Below are 17,181 nucleotides of genomic sequence, written 5' to 3' on the forward strand. Positions count from 1 at the left end.
TCTTACCAAATTGATTAAAATAAGTCAGCAGTCTGGCTAGGTCACATCATAAAAATTGGCGTTATTTCAATGTCTTTAAAGATTAAAGCAGCAAAATTATCCGACGTAATACTAGAACAGCTTGAGAATATGATCCTCGAGGGCTCGTTATTACCCGGCGCAAAGTTGCCGCCTGAACGTGAACTAGCTAAGCAATTTGAAGTGTCGCGTCCATCACTTCGTGAGGCTATCCAGAAATTGGAAGTCAAGGGGCTTGTTACCCGTCGTCAAGGTGGTGGCACGTATGTTAAAAATCAGCTAGAAGAAGGGCTGACTGATCCGTTATTCGACTTGATCAGTAAGCATCCAGAATCTCAGTTTGATTTACTTGAGTTTCGTCATGCATTAGAAGGCATCGCCGCCTACTACGCGGCACTCAGGGGCACAGAGAATGACTTTGCAAAGGTACAACAAAGCTTTGACAATATTGCAGAGATAGGTGATGACCTGATGCAAAAGGCAAGGGCAATTAATGCTTTTCACTTTGCCGTTGCAGAAGCGTCACATAACGTCGTCCTGCTTCATCTTGTAAAAGGGATGCAGTCATTGCTTGAGCAAAACGTGTTGCAAAACTTAACGGTCTTGGTGCAAAAATCAGACGTGAGTGAGCAGCTCGGTGAGCACAGAAAGTTGTTATTAGATGCGGTGATCAATGGTAACCCTGAACAAGCAAGACTTGCTAGTAACGCCCACTTAGCCTTTATCGAAGAAGCGTTATTAGAAGCCGGTAAAGAGCGTTCGCGAATAGAACGTTCACTGCGTAGAACAAAACAGCAGTAATCGGACTTGATTCAGTAAGAATTGGCACAAATAGAATAAATTCGTATTTTAAACATAAGGAACACTCCATATGTCTGAAGTCAATAAAATTGACGTAGACGCGCTAGAAACCCAAGAATGGTTACAGGCGCTTGAGTCGGTAGTAAAAGAAGAAGGCGTAGAGCGCGCTCAGTTCTTGTTAGAGCAAGTATTAGAGCAAGCGCGTCTTGATGGCGTAGATATGCCAACAGGCACTACGACTAACTATGTCAACACTATCCCAGCAGATCAAGAACCTGCGTATCCAGGGGATGTGAACCTTGAGCGTCGTATTCGCTCTATCATCCGTTGGAATGCTATTATGATCGTACTTCGTGCTTCGAAGAAAGATCTCGAGCTGGGCGGGCATATGGCCTCTTACCAGTCGTCAGCTGCATTCTATGAAATGTGTTTCAACCACTTCTTCCGTGCACCAAATGAGAAAGACGGTGGTGACTTAGTGTATTACCAAGGTCACATCTCTCCGGGCATTTATGCTCGTGCATTTGTTGAAGGCCGCCTAAGCGCTGAGCAGCTAGATAACTTCCGTCAGGAAGTAGACGGTAACGGTATTTCTTCATACCCACACCCTAAGTTAATGCCTGAATTCTGGCAGTTCCCAACGGTTTCTATGGGTCTAGGTCCAATCGCGTCTATCTACCAAGCGCGTTTCCTTAAATACCTAGATGGCCGTGGTCTAAAAGATACGTCTGAGCAACGCGTTTACGCCTTCCTTGGTGATGGTGAAATGGACGAGCCAGAATCACGTGGTGCGATTTCTTTCGCTGCCCGTGAAAAACTAGACAACCTATGCTACCTAATCAACTGTAACCTACAGCGTCTTGACGGCCCAGTAATGGGTAACGGTAAGATCATCCAAGAACTAGAAGGCCTATTTAAAGGTGCTGGTTGGAACGTGATCAAAGTCGTTTGGGGTTCTGGTTGGGATAAGCTACTTGCCAAAGATACTACGGGTAAATTGCTGCAACTGATGAATGAAACAGTTGACGGTGATTATCAAACTTACAAAGCAAAAGATGGTGCCTTCGTACGTGAGCACTTCTTCGGTCGTTACCCAGAAACAGCAGCACTTGTTGCTGATATGACTGACGACGAAATCTTCGCGTTGAAGCGCGGTGGTCATGAGCCATCGAAGCTATTTGCTGCATTTAAAGCGGCACAAGACACCAAAGGTCGTCCGACTGTGATCTTAGCTAAAACCGTTAAAGGTTACGGCATGGGCGCTGCGGCTGAAGGTAAAAACATTGCTCACCAAGTTAAGAAAATGGACATGACACACGTAGCGCACCTACGTTCACGTCTAGGTTTAGATGACTTGGTATCTGATGAGCAATTACAAGATCTACCTTACTTGACGCTAGAAGAAGGATCAAAAGAGCACGAATATCTACATGCTCGCCGTAACGCGCTTCACGGTTATACACCTAAGCGCCTACCTAACTTCACAGAAACGCTTACGCTACCTGAGCTAGATGCATTTAAACCGCTTCTAGAAGAACAAAAGCGTGATATCTCAACCACAATGGCATACGTTCGTGCGCTTAATATCTTGTTAAAAGACAAGAATGTTGGCAAGAGCATTGTTCCAATTATTGCTGATGAAGCGCGTACCTTTGGTATGGAAGGTTTATTCCGTCAAATCGGTATTTACAACCCGCACGGCCAAAACTACAGCCCAGAAGACCGCGATATCGTTTCTTACTACAAAGAAGCAACGTCAGGTCAGGTACTACAAGAAGGTATCAATGAGCTAGGCGCGATGTCTTCATGGGTTGCAGCGGCAACGTCATACAGCACGAACGACCTACCAATGATCCCGTTCTATATCTACTACTCAATGTTTGGTTTCCAACGTGTAGGTGATATGGCGTGGATGGCGGGCGACCAACAAGCGCGTGGCTTCCTATTAGGGGCAACCGCTGGTCGTACAACGCTAAATGGTGAAGGTCTACAGCACGAAGACGGTCACTCACACATTCAAGCAGGTACAGTGCCTAACTGTATTTCTTACGACCCAACGTTTGCATTTGAAGTAGCGGTTATTCTGCAAGATGGTATTCGTCGTATGTACGGTCCAGAGCAAGAGAACGTGTTCTACTACCTAACGCTAATGAACGAAAACTACCATATGCCAGCAATGCCTGAGGGCGCTGAGGAAGGTATTCGTAAGGGTATTTACAAGCTTGAAAGCTACACTGGCGACAAAGCACAGGTTCAGCTAATGGGCTCGGGTACTATCCTGAACGAAGTACGTAAAGCGGCGCAGATCCTAAGCGACGACTACGGTATCGGTTCAGACGTATTCTCTGTAACGTCATTTAACGAGCTTGCTCGTGACGGTCAAGATGCAGAGCGTTTCAACATGCTTAACCCAGAAGCAGAGCAAAAAGTGGCTTATATCACCAGCGTACTTGGTGATGCGCCAGCAATCGCTGCTACGGATTATATGAAAAACTATGCTGATCAAGTACGTGCATTTATGCCGAGCGCATCTTACAAAGTACTTGGCACAGACGGTTACGGTCGTTCAGACAGCCGTGAAAACCTACGTCGTCACTTTGAAGTAAATGCCGGTTACGTGGTAGTTGCTGCACTCGGCGAGCTAGTTAAGCAAGGCAAAGTTGAAAAATCAGTAGTGACTGACGCTATCAAGAAATTTGATATCGACACCACCAAAACTAACCCACTTTACGCATAAGAGGACGAGTGATGGCAATCGAAATTCATGTTCCAGATATTGGTGCCGATGAGGTTGAAGTAACCGAGATCCTAGTAAGCGTAGGTGACACGGTTGCAGAAGAGCAATCGCTTATCACTGTTGAAGGCGACAAAGCATCAATGGAAGTACCTGCCTCTGTGGCGGGTACAGTTAAAGAAATCAAAATAGCGGAAGGCGATAAAGTATCGACTGGCTCTTTGATTATGATCTTTGAAGCGGCAGGTGAAGAAGCACCGGCAGAGCAACCAGCAGAAGAAGCTAAGCCAGAAGCAAGCGCCTCTGGCAAGACAGAAGTGAAAGAAGTTCACGTACCAGATATTGGTGGCGATGAAGTTGAAGTAACTGAAATCTTAGTAGCTGCGGGTGATGTTGTTGAAGAAGAGCAATCGCTTATCACGGTTGAAGGCGACAAAGCCTCAATGGAAGTACCAGCACCATTTGCAGGTACTATTAAAGAAGTGAAAATCAACGCGGGTGACAAAGTGTCAACCGGTTCATTGATCTTCATCTTCGAAGTGGCAGGTAGCGATGATGCGCCTGCGACGACTGAAGCTGCAGAAGCGCCAGCAGAAGAGCAAGCACCTGCTGCATCGGCTGAAAAAGAAGTGCATGTACCAGATATCGGTGGCGACGAAGTTGAAGTCACTGAAATCATGGTTGCTGTTGGCGACAGCGTTGAAGAAGAGCAATCTCTTATCACGGTTGAAGGCGACAAAGCCTCAATGGAAGTACCAGCTCCGTTTGCGGGTACGATTAAAGAGATCAAAGTCAATGCTGGCGACAAAGTATCAACGGGTTCTTTAATCTTCGTATTCGAAGTGAAAGGCGCGGCACCTGCACCTCAGGCAGCAGCTAAAACTGAAGCAAAACCAGCTCAATCTGCGGCTCCAGCAGCAAAATCTGAAGCACCAAAAGCCTCTGCACAAAAAGATGACTTTGTGGCCAATGATCAATATGCCCACGCCTCACCTGTGGTACGTCGTTTAGCGCGTGAGTTTGGGGTTAACCTAGCTCGCGTTAAAGGTACAGGTCGTAAGAACCGTGTACTAAAAGAAGACGTACAAAACTACGTGAAAGAGCTGGTTAAGCAAGTTGAGTCTGGTCAAATCGCAAAAGGTGGCAACACTGGCGGCGGTGAGCTTGGTCTTATTCCTTGGCCAAAAGTAGATTTCAGCAAGTTTGGTGAAATAGAAGAGAAGAAACTTTCTCGCATCAATAAGCTATCGGGTGCAAACCTTCATCGTAACTGGGTACAAATCCCACATGTTACGCAGTTTGACGAAGCAGATATCACAGAGCTTGAAGCGTTCCGTAAAGAACAGAACGTGCTAGCTGAGAAGAAGAAAATGGGTGTGAAGATCACACCATTAGTATTCGTGATGAAAGCGGCTGCAAAAGCACTTGAAGAGTTCCCAACGTTTAACTCTTCACTATCTGAAGATGGTGAGAGCTTAATCTTGAAGAAATATGTTCACATCGGTATCGCGGTTGATACACCAAATGGTCTAGTGGTTCCTGTTGTTCGCGACGTGAATAAGAAAGGCATCATTGAGATATCACGCGAGTTGATGGAAATTTCTAAGAAAGCACGTGATGGTAAACTGACGTCTGCTGATATGCAGGGCGGCTGTTTCACTATCTCAAGCCTAGGCGGTATCGGCGGTACGGCGTTTACGCCAATCGTTAATGCTCCTGAAGTTGCGATTCTTGGTGTTTCTAAGTCAGACTTCAAACCGAAATGGAATGGTAAAGAGTTCGAGCCGCGCCTAATGGTGCCGCTAAGCTGTTCATACGACCATCGTGTCATTGACGGCGCGCTTGCAGCTCGCTTTACTGTGACACTTGCAAACTACCTAAGCGATATTCGCCAGCTAGTAATGTAAGAATAGAAACCGCATGACTTAGGTGATGCGGTTTTCTTGTATTTTGTTGTTCCGCTTGATAATTAGGCGGGACAATAGAGAGTGTGAATGATACACTTTCGAGCAATAATAACTCTCTCTGCCCTGTGCCCCGAATCGGGTGTTTGGCAGGCACTTTGGGTCGGCTACTCTCGACGAGTAAACCCGTTCAAATAACAGTTAAGGTAATAACATGAGCAACGAAATCAAAACTCAAGTTGTTGTACTAGGCGGTGGTCCTGGTGGTTACTCTGCAGCATTCCGTGCAGCAGACTTAGGTTTAGACGTTACACTAATCGAATCTCGCGACACGCTAGGTGGTGTGTGCTTGAACGTTGGTTGTATCCCTTCAAAAGCCCTTCTTCACGTTGCAAAGGTAATTGATGATGCAGCAGAAATGGCTTCTCACGGTGTTTCTTTCGGTGCTCCACAAATTGACCTAGACAAAATCCGTTCATGGAAAGAGTCTGTGATCGGTCAACTTACAGGTGGTCTTGGCGGAATGGCTAAGATGCGTAAAGTAACCGTAGTTAACGGCTACGGTAAGTTCACAGGTTCTAACACTATCGCTGTTGAAGGTGCTGACGGTGCAAAAACAGTGACCTTTGATAATGCAATCATTGCAGCGGGTTCTCAGCCTGTAAGCCTACCTTTCATTCCTGAAGACGAGCGTATCATCGACTCTACTGGTGCACTTGAGCTTAAAGACGTGCCTGAAAAGCTACTTGTGCTAGGTGGTGGTATCATCGGTCTTGAGATGGGTACTGTTTACCGTTCACTAGGTTCAGCGATTGACGTAGTTGAGTTTGCTGATCAACTAGTACCTGCGGCTGACAAAGACGTTATCAAGATTTACCAAAAGCACGTTAAAGACAAGTTTAACGTAATGCTTTCTACTAAAGTGGTTGCTGTTGAAGCGAAAGAAGACGGTATCTACGTATCTTTCGAAGGCAAGCAAGCACCAGAAGGCCAAGTTCGTTATGACAAAGTACTAGTTGCTGTTGGTCGTACACCAAATGGTAAGCTAATTGACGCTGACAAAGCGGGCGTAAATGTTGATGAGCGTGGCTTTATCAGCACTGACAAGCAAATGAAAACCAATGTTGATCACATCTTCGCTATCGGTGACATCGTAGGTCAGCCTATGCTTGCGCACAAAGCGGTTCATGAAGGTCACGTTGCAGCTGAAGTTATCTCTGGTAAGAAGCATTACTTCGATCCTAAGTGTATTCCTTCAATTGCATACACAGATCCAGAAATCGCTTGGGTTGGTGTGACTGAGAAAGAAGCAAAAGAGCAAGGTCTAAGCATTGAAACTGCGGTATTCCCGTGGGCAGCTTCTGGTCGTGCAATCGCTTCTGCACGTACTGAAGGTTCTACTAAGCTTATCTTTGATAAAGAGTCAGGCCGTGTGATCGGTGGTGCTATGGTTGGTATCAATGCAGGTGAAATGCTTGGTGAAATCGGTCTAGCAGTAGAGATGGGTGCTGACGGTGAAGACCTAGCGCTTACTATCCACGCTCACCCAACGCTGAATGAGTCAATCGGTCTAGCTGCTGAAATCTTCGAAGGTTCAATCACTGACCTTCCAAATAAAAAAGCAGTGAAGAAAAAGTAAGTTTTTCTGAGCATTTAAAAACCCAGCCTTGTGCTGGGTTTTTTGTTTTTGGCTAAGTGGGGAGCTTATTTCTAAGTAACCTGAGGTTTGGATAAGAAATGAACTAACTCATTGTTTTTAAAATAATATTAAATTATTTCCTTGTCTAGCCAGAGAGTTTTAGGGGGAATTAGGCGAATTTACGCACCAATAGCTTGCTATTGGAAGTGAATTCAACGCAGTTAGCGCTAAAACTGGCTGCTAGAAAGGCATTAATTATCCGAAGCTCAGGTTAAGGATTCCAAGCTAAGCCATCAGCCTGAGAAAATTAATAATTACAAGTAGTAAGGCGGAAGTGGCAATAAATAGCCAGCGCATTTGATTAAGTAGTCCGAGTAAATGCTGAATATGCTCAGCTGAGGGTTGCGCTTTTGCACCTACCCGCATCACGTCATAACGTTCACCAAAATAAAAGCGCGGCCCTGCGAGTTGTGTATGTAAATTTGCTGCAAAAAAGCTCAGTGCCCATCCAGTATTCGTTTGGCTAAAGTGACGACCGTAGTATTTAATGTAGTGCCAAGTTTGCTTTGGTCTAAGTAGCAACGAAAAGCAGGTAATTAATAATCGAATAGGCACAAACTCAACGAGCCAAATCATGCGGGAAAGGCTTGCCATAAAACGGCTTGAGGGGAGCATTACTTGCCGCCAAGCATGGTCACACAGTAGTAACAGTTTATAAAATAGCGCGAGATAGGGGCCTGCTGTTAGATACAGTAAAGCAATGACAAAAAAATGGCGCAGGGTATTTAATGCGGTGCTATCTATGGTGGCTTTACAAATACCAAGCTCTGTTAGCTTCTCTACATCTCTTGCTACCATTCCTTGCAACACGGCTCTTGCAGTCACTTTTTGCTTTGACTTTATCAGCGCGGAAATGCGCTTAGCACGGCTTTCATGGCTAATATCTAAGCATAAAAACAACACCAGCCCACCGAGCCACTTAGGATAAAAAGCAAAGCTTATAATCGCATAAGTTAATACAGTGATAGTTAATATTGGCAGGAGGAAGCCGAGTGTACCGGATAAAAGTTGATAGCTAGAAGCGGCTTTAGGGCGATAAACTTTTTCGGCAATCGCTTTAAAAATAAGGCTAAGAATAAGATTAGGGTGATAAAGTGTTGATAACCTTACCCCTAGGCTGGCAAAAATCGCCAGTAAGAAAATGATCAGGCCCTCATGGGCCTGAAGCAAGCTGTCGAGCACTAAAGCGTAACCTTATCCAGCTTATTAAGTAGTGCCATCACCATCTTAGAAGAGTTAACAGAAGCGACTTCTAGATACTCTTCGAATGATTGCGGTGATTCTTTGCCGGCGATATCAGATAGCGAACGGATCACAACAAATGGCGTGTTTAAAGAATGGCAAGCCTGCGCAATTGCCGCACCTTCCATTTCTACTGCTAACATCGTAGGGAAGTCTGCACGTGCCTTATCGATGCGTACTGGGTCGCACATAAATGAGTCACCCGTACAGATCAAACCAACCATAGTTTGAATGCCTTCAAGCTCATGTACGCTTTGCTCTGCAGCTTCAACTAATTTTGCATGCGAAGTGAACGCAGCAGGCATTTGCGGAACTTGACCAATTTCATAGCCAAACGCAGTAACATCTACGTCGTGATGACGTACTTCATTTGAAATCACCACATCGCCGACGTTTAGTGATGGTTCAAAACCACCTGCAGAACCCGTGTTGATCACGCAATCTGGCGCAAAATTGTCGATAAGCAAAGTTGTCGCAACCGTCGCTGCCACTTTACCAATGCCAGACTGTACAAGCGTTACGTCAAGACCAGCCAGTTTGCCGGTGTAAAAAGTAAAGCCACCTTTGGTCAATGTTTGCGGGTTTTCCATGGTGTTACGCAAAATGGTAACTTCTTGCTCCATTGCGCCGATAATGCCTACTTTCATCAAAAGATTCCTAATTTGTGGTGGGGAAAGCCCCAGTGTCAAAATTGCTTTTATTATACGAAAGGGGTTTTGATAGGTAAAACAAAAAACGGGCTGACGCCCGTTTTGCTAGATTTCTGCCAACTGAGTTGACTGTGCTTTTGCCTGTGAGGGAGACAGCACCGCAGGTTTGTAGGTGCGGTTTCTGGTTTTCTTTGGCATCTCCACTTTTTGGCCAAGCTTGAATAAGATTGCCGCACGAACCTCAGCACTTTGGTAGCCACTTTTGATTTTCATGCGAATGTGTGGAATACCCGCAGATTCCAGAGCGCCACTGACAAACCAATCTTTTTGTGCTTTGTGGCCGTTTTTATTGGCGTTATTGACCAAATCAACAGCGGCAACAATTTTCAGTGTCTCTTTGTCTACCAAAACATAATCCAACTGCTTATTCTTAGCTTTGGTTACCGCGGCACGACGCGCTTTTGGAGAGATCCCCGGCTTGCACTCAATCACATCAATGAGCTTAATACGGCTAACGATTTTATATCTATCGCCAACGGCACGTTCTAATAAATGTAGAAACGATGCTTCAACGGTGGTAAAAACAGATTCTTTACGATTAAACGGATAAGGATTGCCACCCACATCGGTGTACTTAGAAGCGACAATGGAAGCAACGACCACTAGAGCCAAAATAGCAAGTAACGCAAATTCCATACAAAACTCCAAATCAAAAAAATGACATCTGTGGTTTTATAAGCAATAGGTGTGCCAGAAAGCTAGTAGCTTCTTTACGACGAAATCGTTCAATCAGCGACGATAATGCAGCTTTGATAAGTAATAGATGTTTACAAAAACATGGCTGCAAATTCTTATTGCAGGTTTATCTGAACATATGCTGGTGATATTCTCTCACTCATAATTGTAAACGCATAATAACAATAATATGTCGGTTAACTTGATCCCCACGGTACTATACTCGGCTATGGTGGGCGTGGTTTTGTCTGCGCTGCTCCGTATCTTCACCATAACTAAGCCTAAACAGACCATGTATTTATCTGGATTGTTGGTATTATTGTTCATTCATATTATGGGTGAGCTCTATATTTTTACTGGTGTATTTCAATATGCTCCCGCTATTGCTGGGTTTCAATTACCTGTCAGAATGTTGATGGGACCTGCGCTTTATTTTTATGCGTATAAGGCGATGTTTCCCAATAGCAAAATTTCTTTAAAGGCACACTTGCTCGCTTTATTTGGGCCTGCAGTAGTGTTTTTGTCTATGATCCCTTTTATTTTTAGCATCACTCCAGAGCAGAAACTTGCCTTAGCTAATCCGAGCACTCGTGATCCTGCCCTTTGGAAAATAGCCATCTTTGTCTGCTTGTTTACCGCAGTAACTTTTATTGTGGTTACTTTTGCCTATTTAATCGCGGCATTAAGGCTTCATTCTCAACATCGTAAGCAGCTTATGGATAAATACTCGGCGATTGAGCAGCGTGCAATGGACTGGCTGAAAATCATCTTGCTCCTATGGGGACTAGTATGGCTTTTTTACGCAGCAAATTACGCGGCCTCATTTTTTGGGTTTAATTGGTTTGCGATGCGGTCATTGTTACCCGTATTTGAGTTCACGGTATTAGTTTCATTTCTTAACTTAGCCCTCAAGCAACTCGAATTGAGCGAACCTGAAGAGACAAAAAGGCCTGAGCCACAACCAAGAGAAGCCGTTATTTCCCATGATAAAATGCAGCTGATTGCAGACAAATTAACCATAGCGATGTCTGAGAAAGCACTATTTAAAGATGAAGATCTGTCTTTAAATGGCTTATCGACAGCGATTTCTGTGAGTGAAAACCACATATCAGAAACGCTCTCACAATTTATGAACACCAACTTCTTTCAGTTTGTGAATGGTTATAGAATTGAAGAAGCAAAAAACCTGCTAACAAATAGCGATATGTTGGTTTCCTCTATCGCTTTTGAGGTTGGATTTAAATCAAAATCGACATTTAATAGCGCGTTTAAAAAACGAGTTGGTGCAACGCCAACTGATTATAAAAAGAACAATTGAAGAAAAAGTGATGCTGTTGATGTGCTAATTAGTACGAATATGCCCATTCGGACGACAACAATGACAAGTTCCTAGAAAATTTGATGAAATATTTCGTTGAACAAAGAAGGACGCATTATGAAGGTCACAACAGCGCGTTTTGGGTTATCAAATGAACAACAAAGTAGTGCTTCAGCAACTACACAGACAAAGCTAGAAAATGCCAATAAGTTATTGAAATACTCAGCTATATTTTGGTTCTCGGTGATATTGGCTGGCCAGTGGTTTTTCTTTTATTACATTATTAAGTTTTATGGTATGTCGGTCATTAACGACAATATGGAGATTTGGAATCGCTGGGAACCGATGGGAAACACGCCGCATAAGGCCGGAGATATAGCGGGAAATATGCTCTTTTTCGTTCATGTCATGGGGGCTGGGATCGTTGCGTTTGGCGGTGCGTTACAGTTGCTCCCAAAAGTGAGGGCTGTGTTACCAACTTTCCATAAAATCAATGGCTATACTTTTTTAGTGACAGTATTTTTCTTAGCGATATCTGGATTTTACTTATCTTGGGTAAGAGGTGCGAGTCCAAACCTAATCTCTGAGATAGGCACGAGTATTAATGGATTTCTTATCTTAGGCTTTGCCTATATGACGGTGAAAACGGCGATAAGCAAGGATATTGCCAATCATAGAAAGTGGGCGATTCGACTATTCCTTGTCTCTAACGCGCAGTGGTTTCTTAGAGTCGGTGTATTTAGCTACTTTATTACGAGCACAGCAGCCGGAGTTACCCCAGCGTTTGGAGACCCATTTTTCCCAATGTGGACTTTTGGTTGCTTCTTGCTACCACTAGCTGCTGCACAGCTATATTTTTACGGTTCTCAAAGTAAACGTCCCCATGTCAAAGTCATAACGTCATTCGTACTGGTTGTGCTTACTGTGCTGATGTCATTAGGGATAGTTGGATTTACCCCGTTTTTACTGCAAATCATGAGTGGAGAGCCCATAGCATTTTGATTAGGATTTAAACTGGTTGCACTAAATCAGACGTTATTGATTACAGCGTTTACACTCAATAAAAATACAGGATTATCGATATGAAAAAGGCAGCTTTGTCGTTTTGCTCATTATGTTTACTGGGGCTCTCATTGAGTTGTTATGCAAATGGCTTAGACTCTTCCGTGCGTTATTTTGGGCAAACAGCACCAGGTACTTTGGCAATTCCATTTATGCCTGAGCATGGAAGTTCAAGTGATTGGGAATTAGGTGGGCAGTTTTCTGCAAATTTAAACGAGTTTTACTTAGTTAGAAAGGATTATGTCCCCCATGAGCCCTCAGTCATTGTGTATCGTAAAGACGGGCGAGATTGGCAAAGACATGACTTTCACCGAGCATTGAGTGGTGATCTCGATGTACTTTATTCGAAAAAAAATTACATAGAAAAAACAAGTTCCGGTTGGTCATTGATGAAAAGCCTTGGTCCTCAATTTGATAGAGAAGATTGGGGGATAATGCGTCTTTCAGCTTCTGCTAACGGCACATTTGTGTTCGATGATTGGAAAAATAACGATGTTATTAGAATATCTAAAGTCGTTAAAGGGAAGCGGGAAGCCCCAAAGCTGCTAGGCACTGAGATTAACTCAGGAACTTGGACAGCTCATCCATTTATAGCGCATGATGAATCCTATATTATTTGGGATAGTGAAAGAGAAGGTGGGTATGGTGCGTCTGATATCTATATTAGCTTTTTACAAGAAGATGGAAGGTATGGCACAGCGATAAACCTTGGCGCTGAAATAAATACTCCGCTTACCGAAAACGGCGCTTTCGTGACGCCCGATGGCAAGTTCTTATTTTTTGGTCGCTCAGAAGAGAAGTTTAGAGCAGATGGTTCCTCGTATTGGGTTGGCGGTAAGCATTGGGTTGATGCTCAAGTGATTGAAAAGATTAGAAAGAAAAAATAAATTGGTCATGTGTAGCTGAGGCGGCGGCAATGTCTGGTGACATCGCCGCCATGCGAACCGACTAACGATAGCCGCTCGCTTTACTTTTCTTCTTGCTCTTTAAGCACGTAGATCTCACCATCAAAACTACCTTGAATAGTCAATCCTTGCCCTGCCAGCTCCTTGAGATATTCAATATGCTCTTGGGTGATATGCTGGCCCGGCACCAAAAGCGGAATACCCGGAGGATACGGGGTGACTAAACCTGCACAAATTCGGTTGTTGCTCTTGCTAATAGGTACAGATTCACGCTCGCCGTAGAAGGCATCACTAGGAATACAAGCAAGATCAATAGCGGGTAAATTCTCAGGTAAGCGTGAGCGTCGCGTTGACTTCGATAGTTTTACCTTGCCGCCATCAAGTTTCTTTAAGGCATTGTATAAACGAATGATCTTTGAGCGTGTACCACCCAAGGTTAGTAAGACTAAGATAGTACTGTGGGTGTATTTCTCAATCTCCAGCCCAATTTCGTCCAGCAGAAATTTATGAATATCCTTTAATGAGTACGGTAGTTCACTAATATCTATGAGGATTTTAAGCGGATCATGCCCCATATTATCGCCACTAAAATGTGGGAATATGTTCATGAAGTCTTGCTTATCAAGCACTTTGATATGTTTGAGCGAGGCCATCTGCTGTTTGAACTCTGTAACATGGTTCAGCAGCGCATTGAGTAACTTATAGCCTTCCATCTCTAACTGCTTTTGGCACACATCCAAAGACGCAATAAGTTGGTATTTGGGCGAGGTGCTGGCGTAGATACTGTAAATCTCACGGAAGAAATCAGCATCAAAATCGGGGTCATTAATATGGATATAAGACGCCTGCGAAAATGCCGATACGACTTTATGCGCCGAATGGGTGACATAATCGGCACCTGCATGAATGGCGGAGTAATGGCGCAAGCTAGGGTGAAATAGCGAGTAAGCAAACCAAGCTTCATCGATAAAGACTTTGATGCCATGCTGATGGGCAAATTCTACGACTTGTTTCAGGTCGCTCAGCAAACCATCATAGGTACAGCCGGTGAGCACCAGTAGTTTTGCATCGGTATTTTGTTCAATCGCTTGCTTGATGTCAGCCAGTGAAGGCGGTGCGAATATGCCATATTTTGGATTTAAGATACTCGATAAATAGATAGGGAAACTGGCCGATTGTAAAATGCCATAGTGCACAGACTTATGACAGTTGCGGTCGATGATCACCTTATCGCCCTTGCGAAGGAGGGTTTGCAAAATGATTTTATTCGAGGTGGACGAACCGTTGGTCACGAAGTAGGTGCGTTTAACCTCAAACGTTGCCGCTGCGGATTCCTGAGCGCGGCCAATGGTATTGGTGCTGTCTGACAGTGAACCTAAAGAGTCAACCGATACAGACAAGTCTCCGACAAAGACATTACGGCCATAGAATTGATAAAAATCTTTGATATAAGGAGAATTTCTAAAGCTCGAACCGCCGCTGTGACCCGGAGTATGCCAAGAGTCGTTCGCTTCGCCGACATAACTGCGATACGCCGTCCAAAATGGCGTCTCGGCTCTGTCATCAAAGTCATTGATCATATATCCCAAAATGGCTTCAGGATCTGAGATAACTTCATCTTTAAAGAAGAAAGACTCGATTTCCTCGGATTCGTTGACTATCTCAAGCCCTTTAGTGTCATCGCCAATAACGTAAACTGGTAATTCTAGACGAATACTTTTTAATTGCTCGATAAAGCGACTATAGGTTTGTTCGCCACTTTTGTTGTGCACATCCCAACTCAGCACGACAGCTTGAATATCACCATCTTCAGTGACATGCTCCAAGGCTTTTGAAAGTTCGAGGCATTCAATAATATCGATTTGAACATCCTCTCGCTCAAAATTAGGGATCGTTTTTGACAGATTGCTTGAGAGCGCTTGCAATACAGCTGGCTCTTGTTCTATTAACAAGATACGAAGGACAGGTAGCATAATGATATTCGCATTAAAATTTAAAGGCTTTCATTAGCATAAAGAAAGCGCAGTGATTTGTGAAATCAATACTTTGAAAATGTTCCAGAAATTGTAAAACGGATGTAGGCGAGGAAGTTGTTGCGAGTGATAGAAAGTGTGCTATTCAACATAGGAAACAGGAAGGTTTCGAGTATCAGGCGTGTCTGAGTTAAATTTGGGATAGGGTGTTTTTGAAGGCTGTATTACGATTGCTTTTCAATGATAAATACAGTAGCTATAAAAACAACAGGCCCTAGTAATCATTTAGGCTAACAGATCAATAGGAGTCAAAATGAGATTGGTTAATTATGTTGTGTATGTGTTCTTATTTGGGTGTTTAATCAGCTTCCCTTCATGGGCTGATACAAATAACTTGTCAGGAACATTGGTTGTTGTAAATAAAAAGGGGGACTCGGTTGATTTCATCGATCTTAGCAGCCGAAAAATTAAGCTGACGCTCGCAACCGGCAGAGGACCACATGAATTAGCAATGAGTGCCGACGGGCATACAGCTGTTGTCACTAATTATGCACGTGGCAATAGTCTAAGTGTTTTTGACGTTCGGCAAGCAAAAAAAATTAAAACTATTGATTTTTCTCGTTATCCAAGGCCACATGGCGTGTTGTTTTTAAAAGACCAAAAACGCGTTGCAGTATCGTCTGAAGGCTCCGACAGTGTGGTAATCGTTAATATAGAGTCGGGGAAAATTGATAAAGTAATAGCAACAGAGCAAAGAGGCTCTCATATGGTGGCGCTGCCGGCGTCTAGCGAGCGTGTTTACACCACAAATATGCGCGCAGATTCAGTGTCTGAATTAGATGTAAAGTCAGGTGCCTTACTTCGCAAAATTTCAATGCCAAAAGTACCAGAGGCTATCACCATAAATAAAAGTGGCTCAGAGCTCTGGGTTGGTAGCAACGATGATGGCTTAGTTACCGTGTTTGATGTAGCAAATGAGCGTATAATTAAGCAATGGAAAGGTTATAGCTTTCCATACCGTGTGTTACTTACCCGCGATGAGCAGTTTGCTGTGATCCCAGACTATAGGAATCACACCCTTGATGTGATCGATGCAATGCACAAAGAAAAGCTGCGTCAAATAAAGTTTGAGCCGGGAACAGGACCAAAAGGCGTGATCCTCCATCCAGACGATCGCACTTTATTTTTATCCGCTTACCAAAAAAATAAGGTCCTTGTTATAGATATTGTATCTGGCAAAACCTTATTTGAACTCCCTACTGGTAACGGACCAGATGGAATAGGGTATTCAGCAGTGGTATTGCCTTAGGCTAACCATCACGTCGATACGAATGTGGCGTGAAGTAGGAGCTGCTTTACGCAGCGAACTGTGTTTTCATATCGCTTGAACAATTTTACGAAACAACAAATTCACAAATAAAAGTTGTGCTTATGCTAAAACAAAAATTAACTATCAGTCTTCTCTTTAAACTCACATAAGTCTTCAATAATACAGCTGCCACATTTAGGTTTACGCGCGGTGCACACATAGCGGCCATGGAGAATGAGCCAGTGGTGGACATCTACCTTAAATTCTTTTGGTACCACCTTTTCCAGCTTTTGCTCGACTGCCACTACATCTTTACCCATGGCAAACTTGGTGCGGTTGGAGACGCGGAAGATATGGGTGTCTACAGCAATAGTCGGCCAGCCAAAAGCGCAGTTTAGTACCACGTTTGCGGTTTTGCGACCAACGCCTGGTAGTGCCTCTAGTGCTTCACGGTTTTCAGGGACTTCGGAGCCGTGTTTGTCGACGAGGATCTGACACATTTTATAGACGTTATTGGCTTTTGAATTAAATAAACCAATGGTTTTGATATAGTCTCTTAAGCCCTCAAGGCCAAGCTCCAGAATTTTCTCAGGCGTGTTGGCAACAGGGAAGAGTTTGCGCGTTGCTTTGTTCACTCCAACATCAGTGGCTTGTGCTGAGAGGGTAACGGCAACTAAAAGCTCGAATGGTGACGAGTATTCTAGTTCGGTTTCAGGGTGCGGATTTTCGTCCCTGAGTCGCGTGAGTATTTCTATACGTTTTTGTTTATTCATAAGATTTACTTGCTAAATTCAATGACGGTAGCATGCGGTTATTTTCATTAAACAGCGA

Annotated in this window: 13 protein-coding genes; 8 read left to right on the top strand and 5 right to left on the bottom strand. The window is 43.8% G+C overall.

Annotation, left to right across the window (positions count from 1 at the left end):
* Positions 1-69 precede the first annotated feature (69 nt).
* The 4 genes from pdhR to lpdA all read left to right on the top strand — a co-directional run bounded on the left by pdhR (position 70) and on the right by lpdA (position 7,096).
* The gene (gene pdhR, locus CTT31_RS03635; protein ID WP_260492001.1) at positions 70-819 is read left to right on the top strand and encodes a pyruvate dehydrogenase complex transcriptional repressor PdhR; all 750 of its coding nucleotides are present in this window, start codon (positions 70-72) and stop codon (positions 817-819) included.
* 70 nt (positions 820-889) lie between these two features.
* Positions 890-3,556: a pyruvate dehydrogenase (acetyl-transferring), homodimeric type gene (gene aceE, locus CTT31_RS03640; RefSeq protein WP_211859309.1), complete on the top strand. Its 2,667-nt coding sequence runs from the start codon at positions 890-892 to the stop codon at positions 3,554-3,556.
* Between the two features lie 11 nt (positions 3,557-3,567).
* Positions 3,568-5,460, top strand: a complete 1,893-nt coding sequence (gene aceF / locus CTT31_RS03645) for a pyruvate dehydrogenase complex dihydrolipoyllysine-residue acetyltransferase (RefSeq protein ID WP_260492002.1) — start codon at positions 3,568-3,570, stop codon at positions 5,458-5,460.
* A 211-nt stretch (positions 5,461-5,671) separates the two neighbouring features.
* A complete protein-coding gene (gene lpdA, locus CTT31_RS03650; RefSeq protein ID WP_260492003.1) occupies positions 5,672-7,096 on the top strand; it encodes a dihydrolipoyl dehydrogenase in 1,425 nt (474 codons plus the stop codon).
* 285 nt (positions 7,097-7,381) lie between these two features.
* Here the strand turns inward: lpdA and CTT31_RS03655 are convergent, their stop codons facing one another.
* The 3 genes from CTT31_RS03655 to CTT31_RS03665 form a co-directional block, all read right to left on the bottom strand.
* Positions 7,382-8,338 carry a cobalamin biosynthesis protein gene (locus tag CTT31_RS03655; RefSeq protein ID WP_260492004.1) on the bottom strand — a complete coding sequence of 319 codons (957 nt, stop codon included), beginning with the start codon at positions 8,336-8,338 and terminating at the stop codon, positions 7,382-7,384.
* Positions 8,338-9,045, bottom strand: coding sequence for a 5'-methylthioadenosine/S-adenosylhomocysteine nucleosidase (gene mtnN, locus CTT31_RS03660; RefSeq protein ID WP_017217969.1), 708 nt, complete (start codon positions 9,043-9,045; stop codon positions 8,338-8,340). Before mtnN ends, CTT31_RS03655 begins: the two co-directional genes overlap by 1 nt.
* Before the next feature lie 108 nt (positions 9,046-9,153).
* On the bottom strand, positions 9,154-9,744 hold the full coding sequence (locus tag CTT31_RS03665) for a DUF2726 domain-containing protein (protein ID WP_010605979.1): 591 nt from the start codon (positions 9,742-9,744) through the stop codon (positions 9,154-9,156).
* Positions 9,745-9,973: 229 nt separating this feature from the next.
* Between CTT31_RS03665 and CTT31_RS03670 the strand changes: the two genes are divergently transcribed.
* From CTT31_RS03670 to CTT31_RS03680, 3 genes are all read left to right on the top strand, one after another.
* Positions 9,974-11,101: a helix-turn-helix domain-containing protein gene (locus CTT31_RS03670; protein ID WP_260492005.1), complete on the top strand. Its 1,128-nt coding sequence runs from the start codon at positions 9,974-9,976 to the stop codon at positions 11,099-11,101.
* A 117-nt stretch (positions 11,102-11,218) separates the two neighbouring features.
* Positions 11,219-12,103, top strand: coding sequence for a DUF2306 domain-containing protein (locus CTT31_RS03675; RefSeq protein ID WP_260492006.1), 885 nt, complete (start codon positions 11,219-11,221; stop codon positions 12,101-12,103).
* Between the two features lie 80 nt (positions 12,104-12,183).
* Positions 12,184-13,050, top strand: a complete 867-nt coding sequence (locus CTT31_RS03680; RefSeq protein ID WP_260492007.1) for a hypothetical protein — start codon at positions 12,184-12,186, stop codon at positions 13,048-13,050.
* A gap of 80 nt (positions 13,051-13,130) precedes the next feature.
* Here CTT31_RS03680 and CTT31_RS03685 read toward each other — a convergent pair whose 3' ends face one another.
* Complete coding sequence (locus CTT31_RS03685; protein ID WP_211859316.1) at positions 13,131-15,041, bottom strand: aminotransferase class V-fold PLP-dependent enzyme; 1,911 nt, start codon at positions 15,039-15,041, stop codon at positions 13,131-13,133.
* 313 nt (positions 15,042-15,354) lie between these two features.
* Here CTT31_RS03685 and CTT31_RS03690 point away from each other — a divergent pair, with 313 nt between their 5' ends.
* On the top strand, positions 15,355-16,350 hold the full coding sequence (locus tag CTT31_RS03690; RefSeq protein ID WP_211859317.1) for a YncE family protein: 996 nt from the start codon (positions 15,355-15,357) through the stop codon (positions 16,348-16,350).
* Between the two features lie 137 nt (positions 16,351-16,487).
* On the opposite strand, the gene nth is transcribed toward CTT31_RS03690, so the two are convergent.
* Entirely contained in the window at positions 16,488-17,123 is a 636-nt protein-coding gene (gene nth / locus CTT31_RS03695) for an endonuclease III (RefSeq protein WP_069022907.1), read from the bottom strand.
* Positions 17,124-17,181 lie beyond the last annotated feature (58 nt).

Origin of the sequence: Pseudoalteromonas maricaloris, from assembly GCF_024746855.1 — a bacterium.
Lineage (GTDB): Bacteria > Pseudomonadota > Gammaproteobacteria > Enterobacterales > Alteromonadaceae > Pseudoalteromonas > Pseudoalteromonas maricaloris.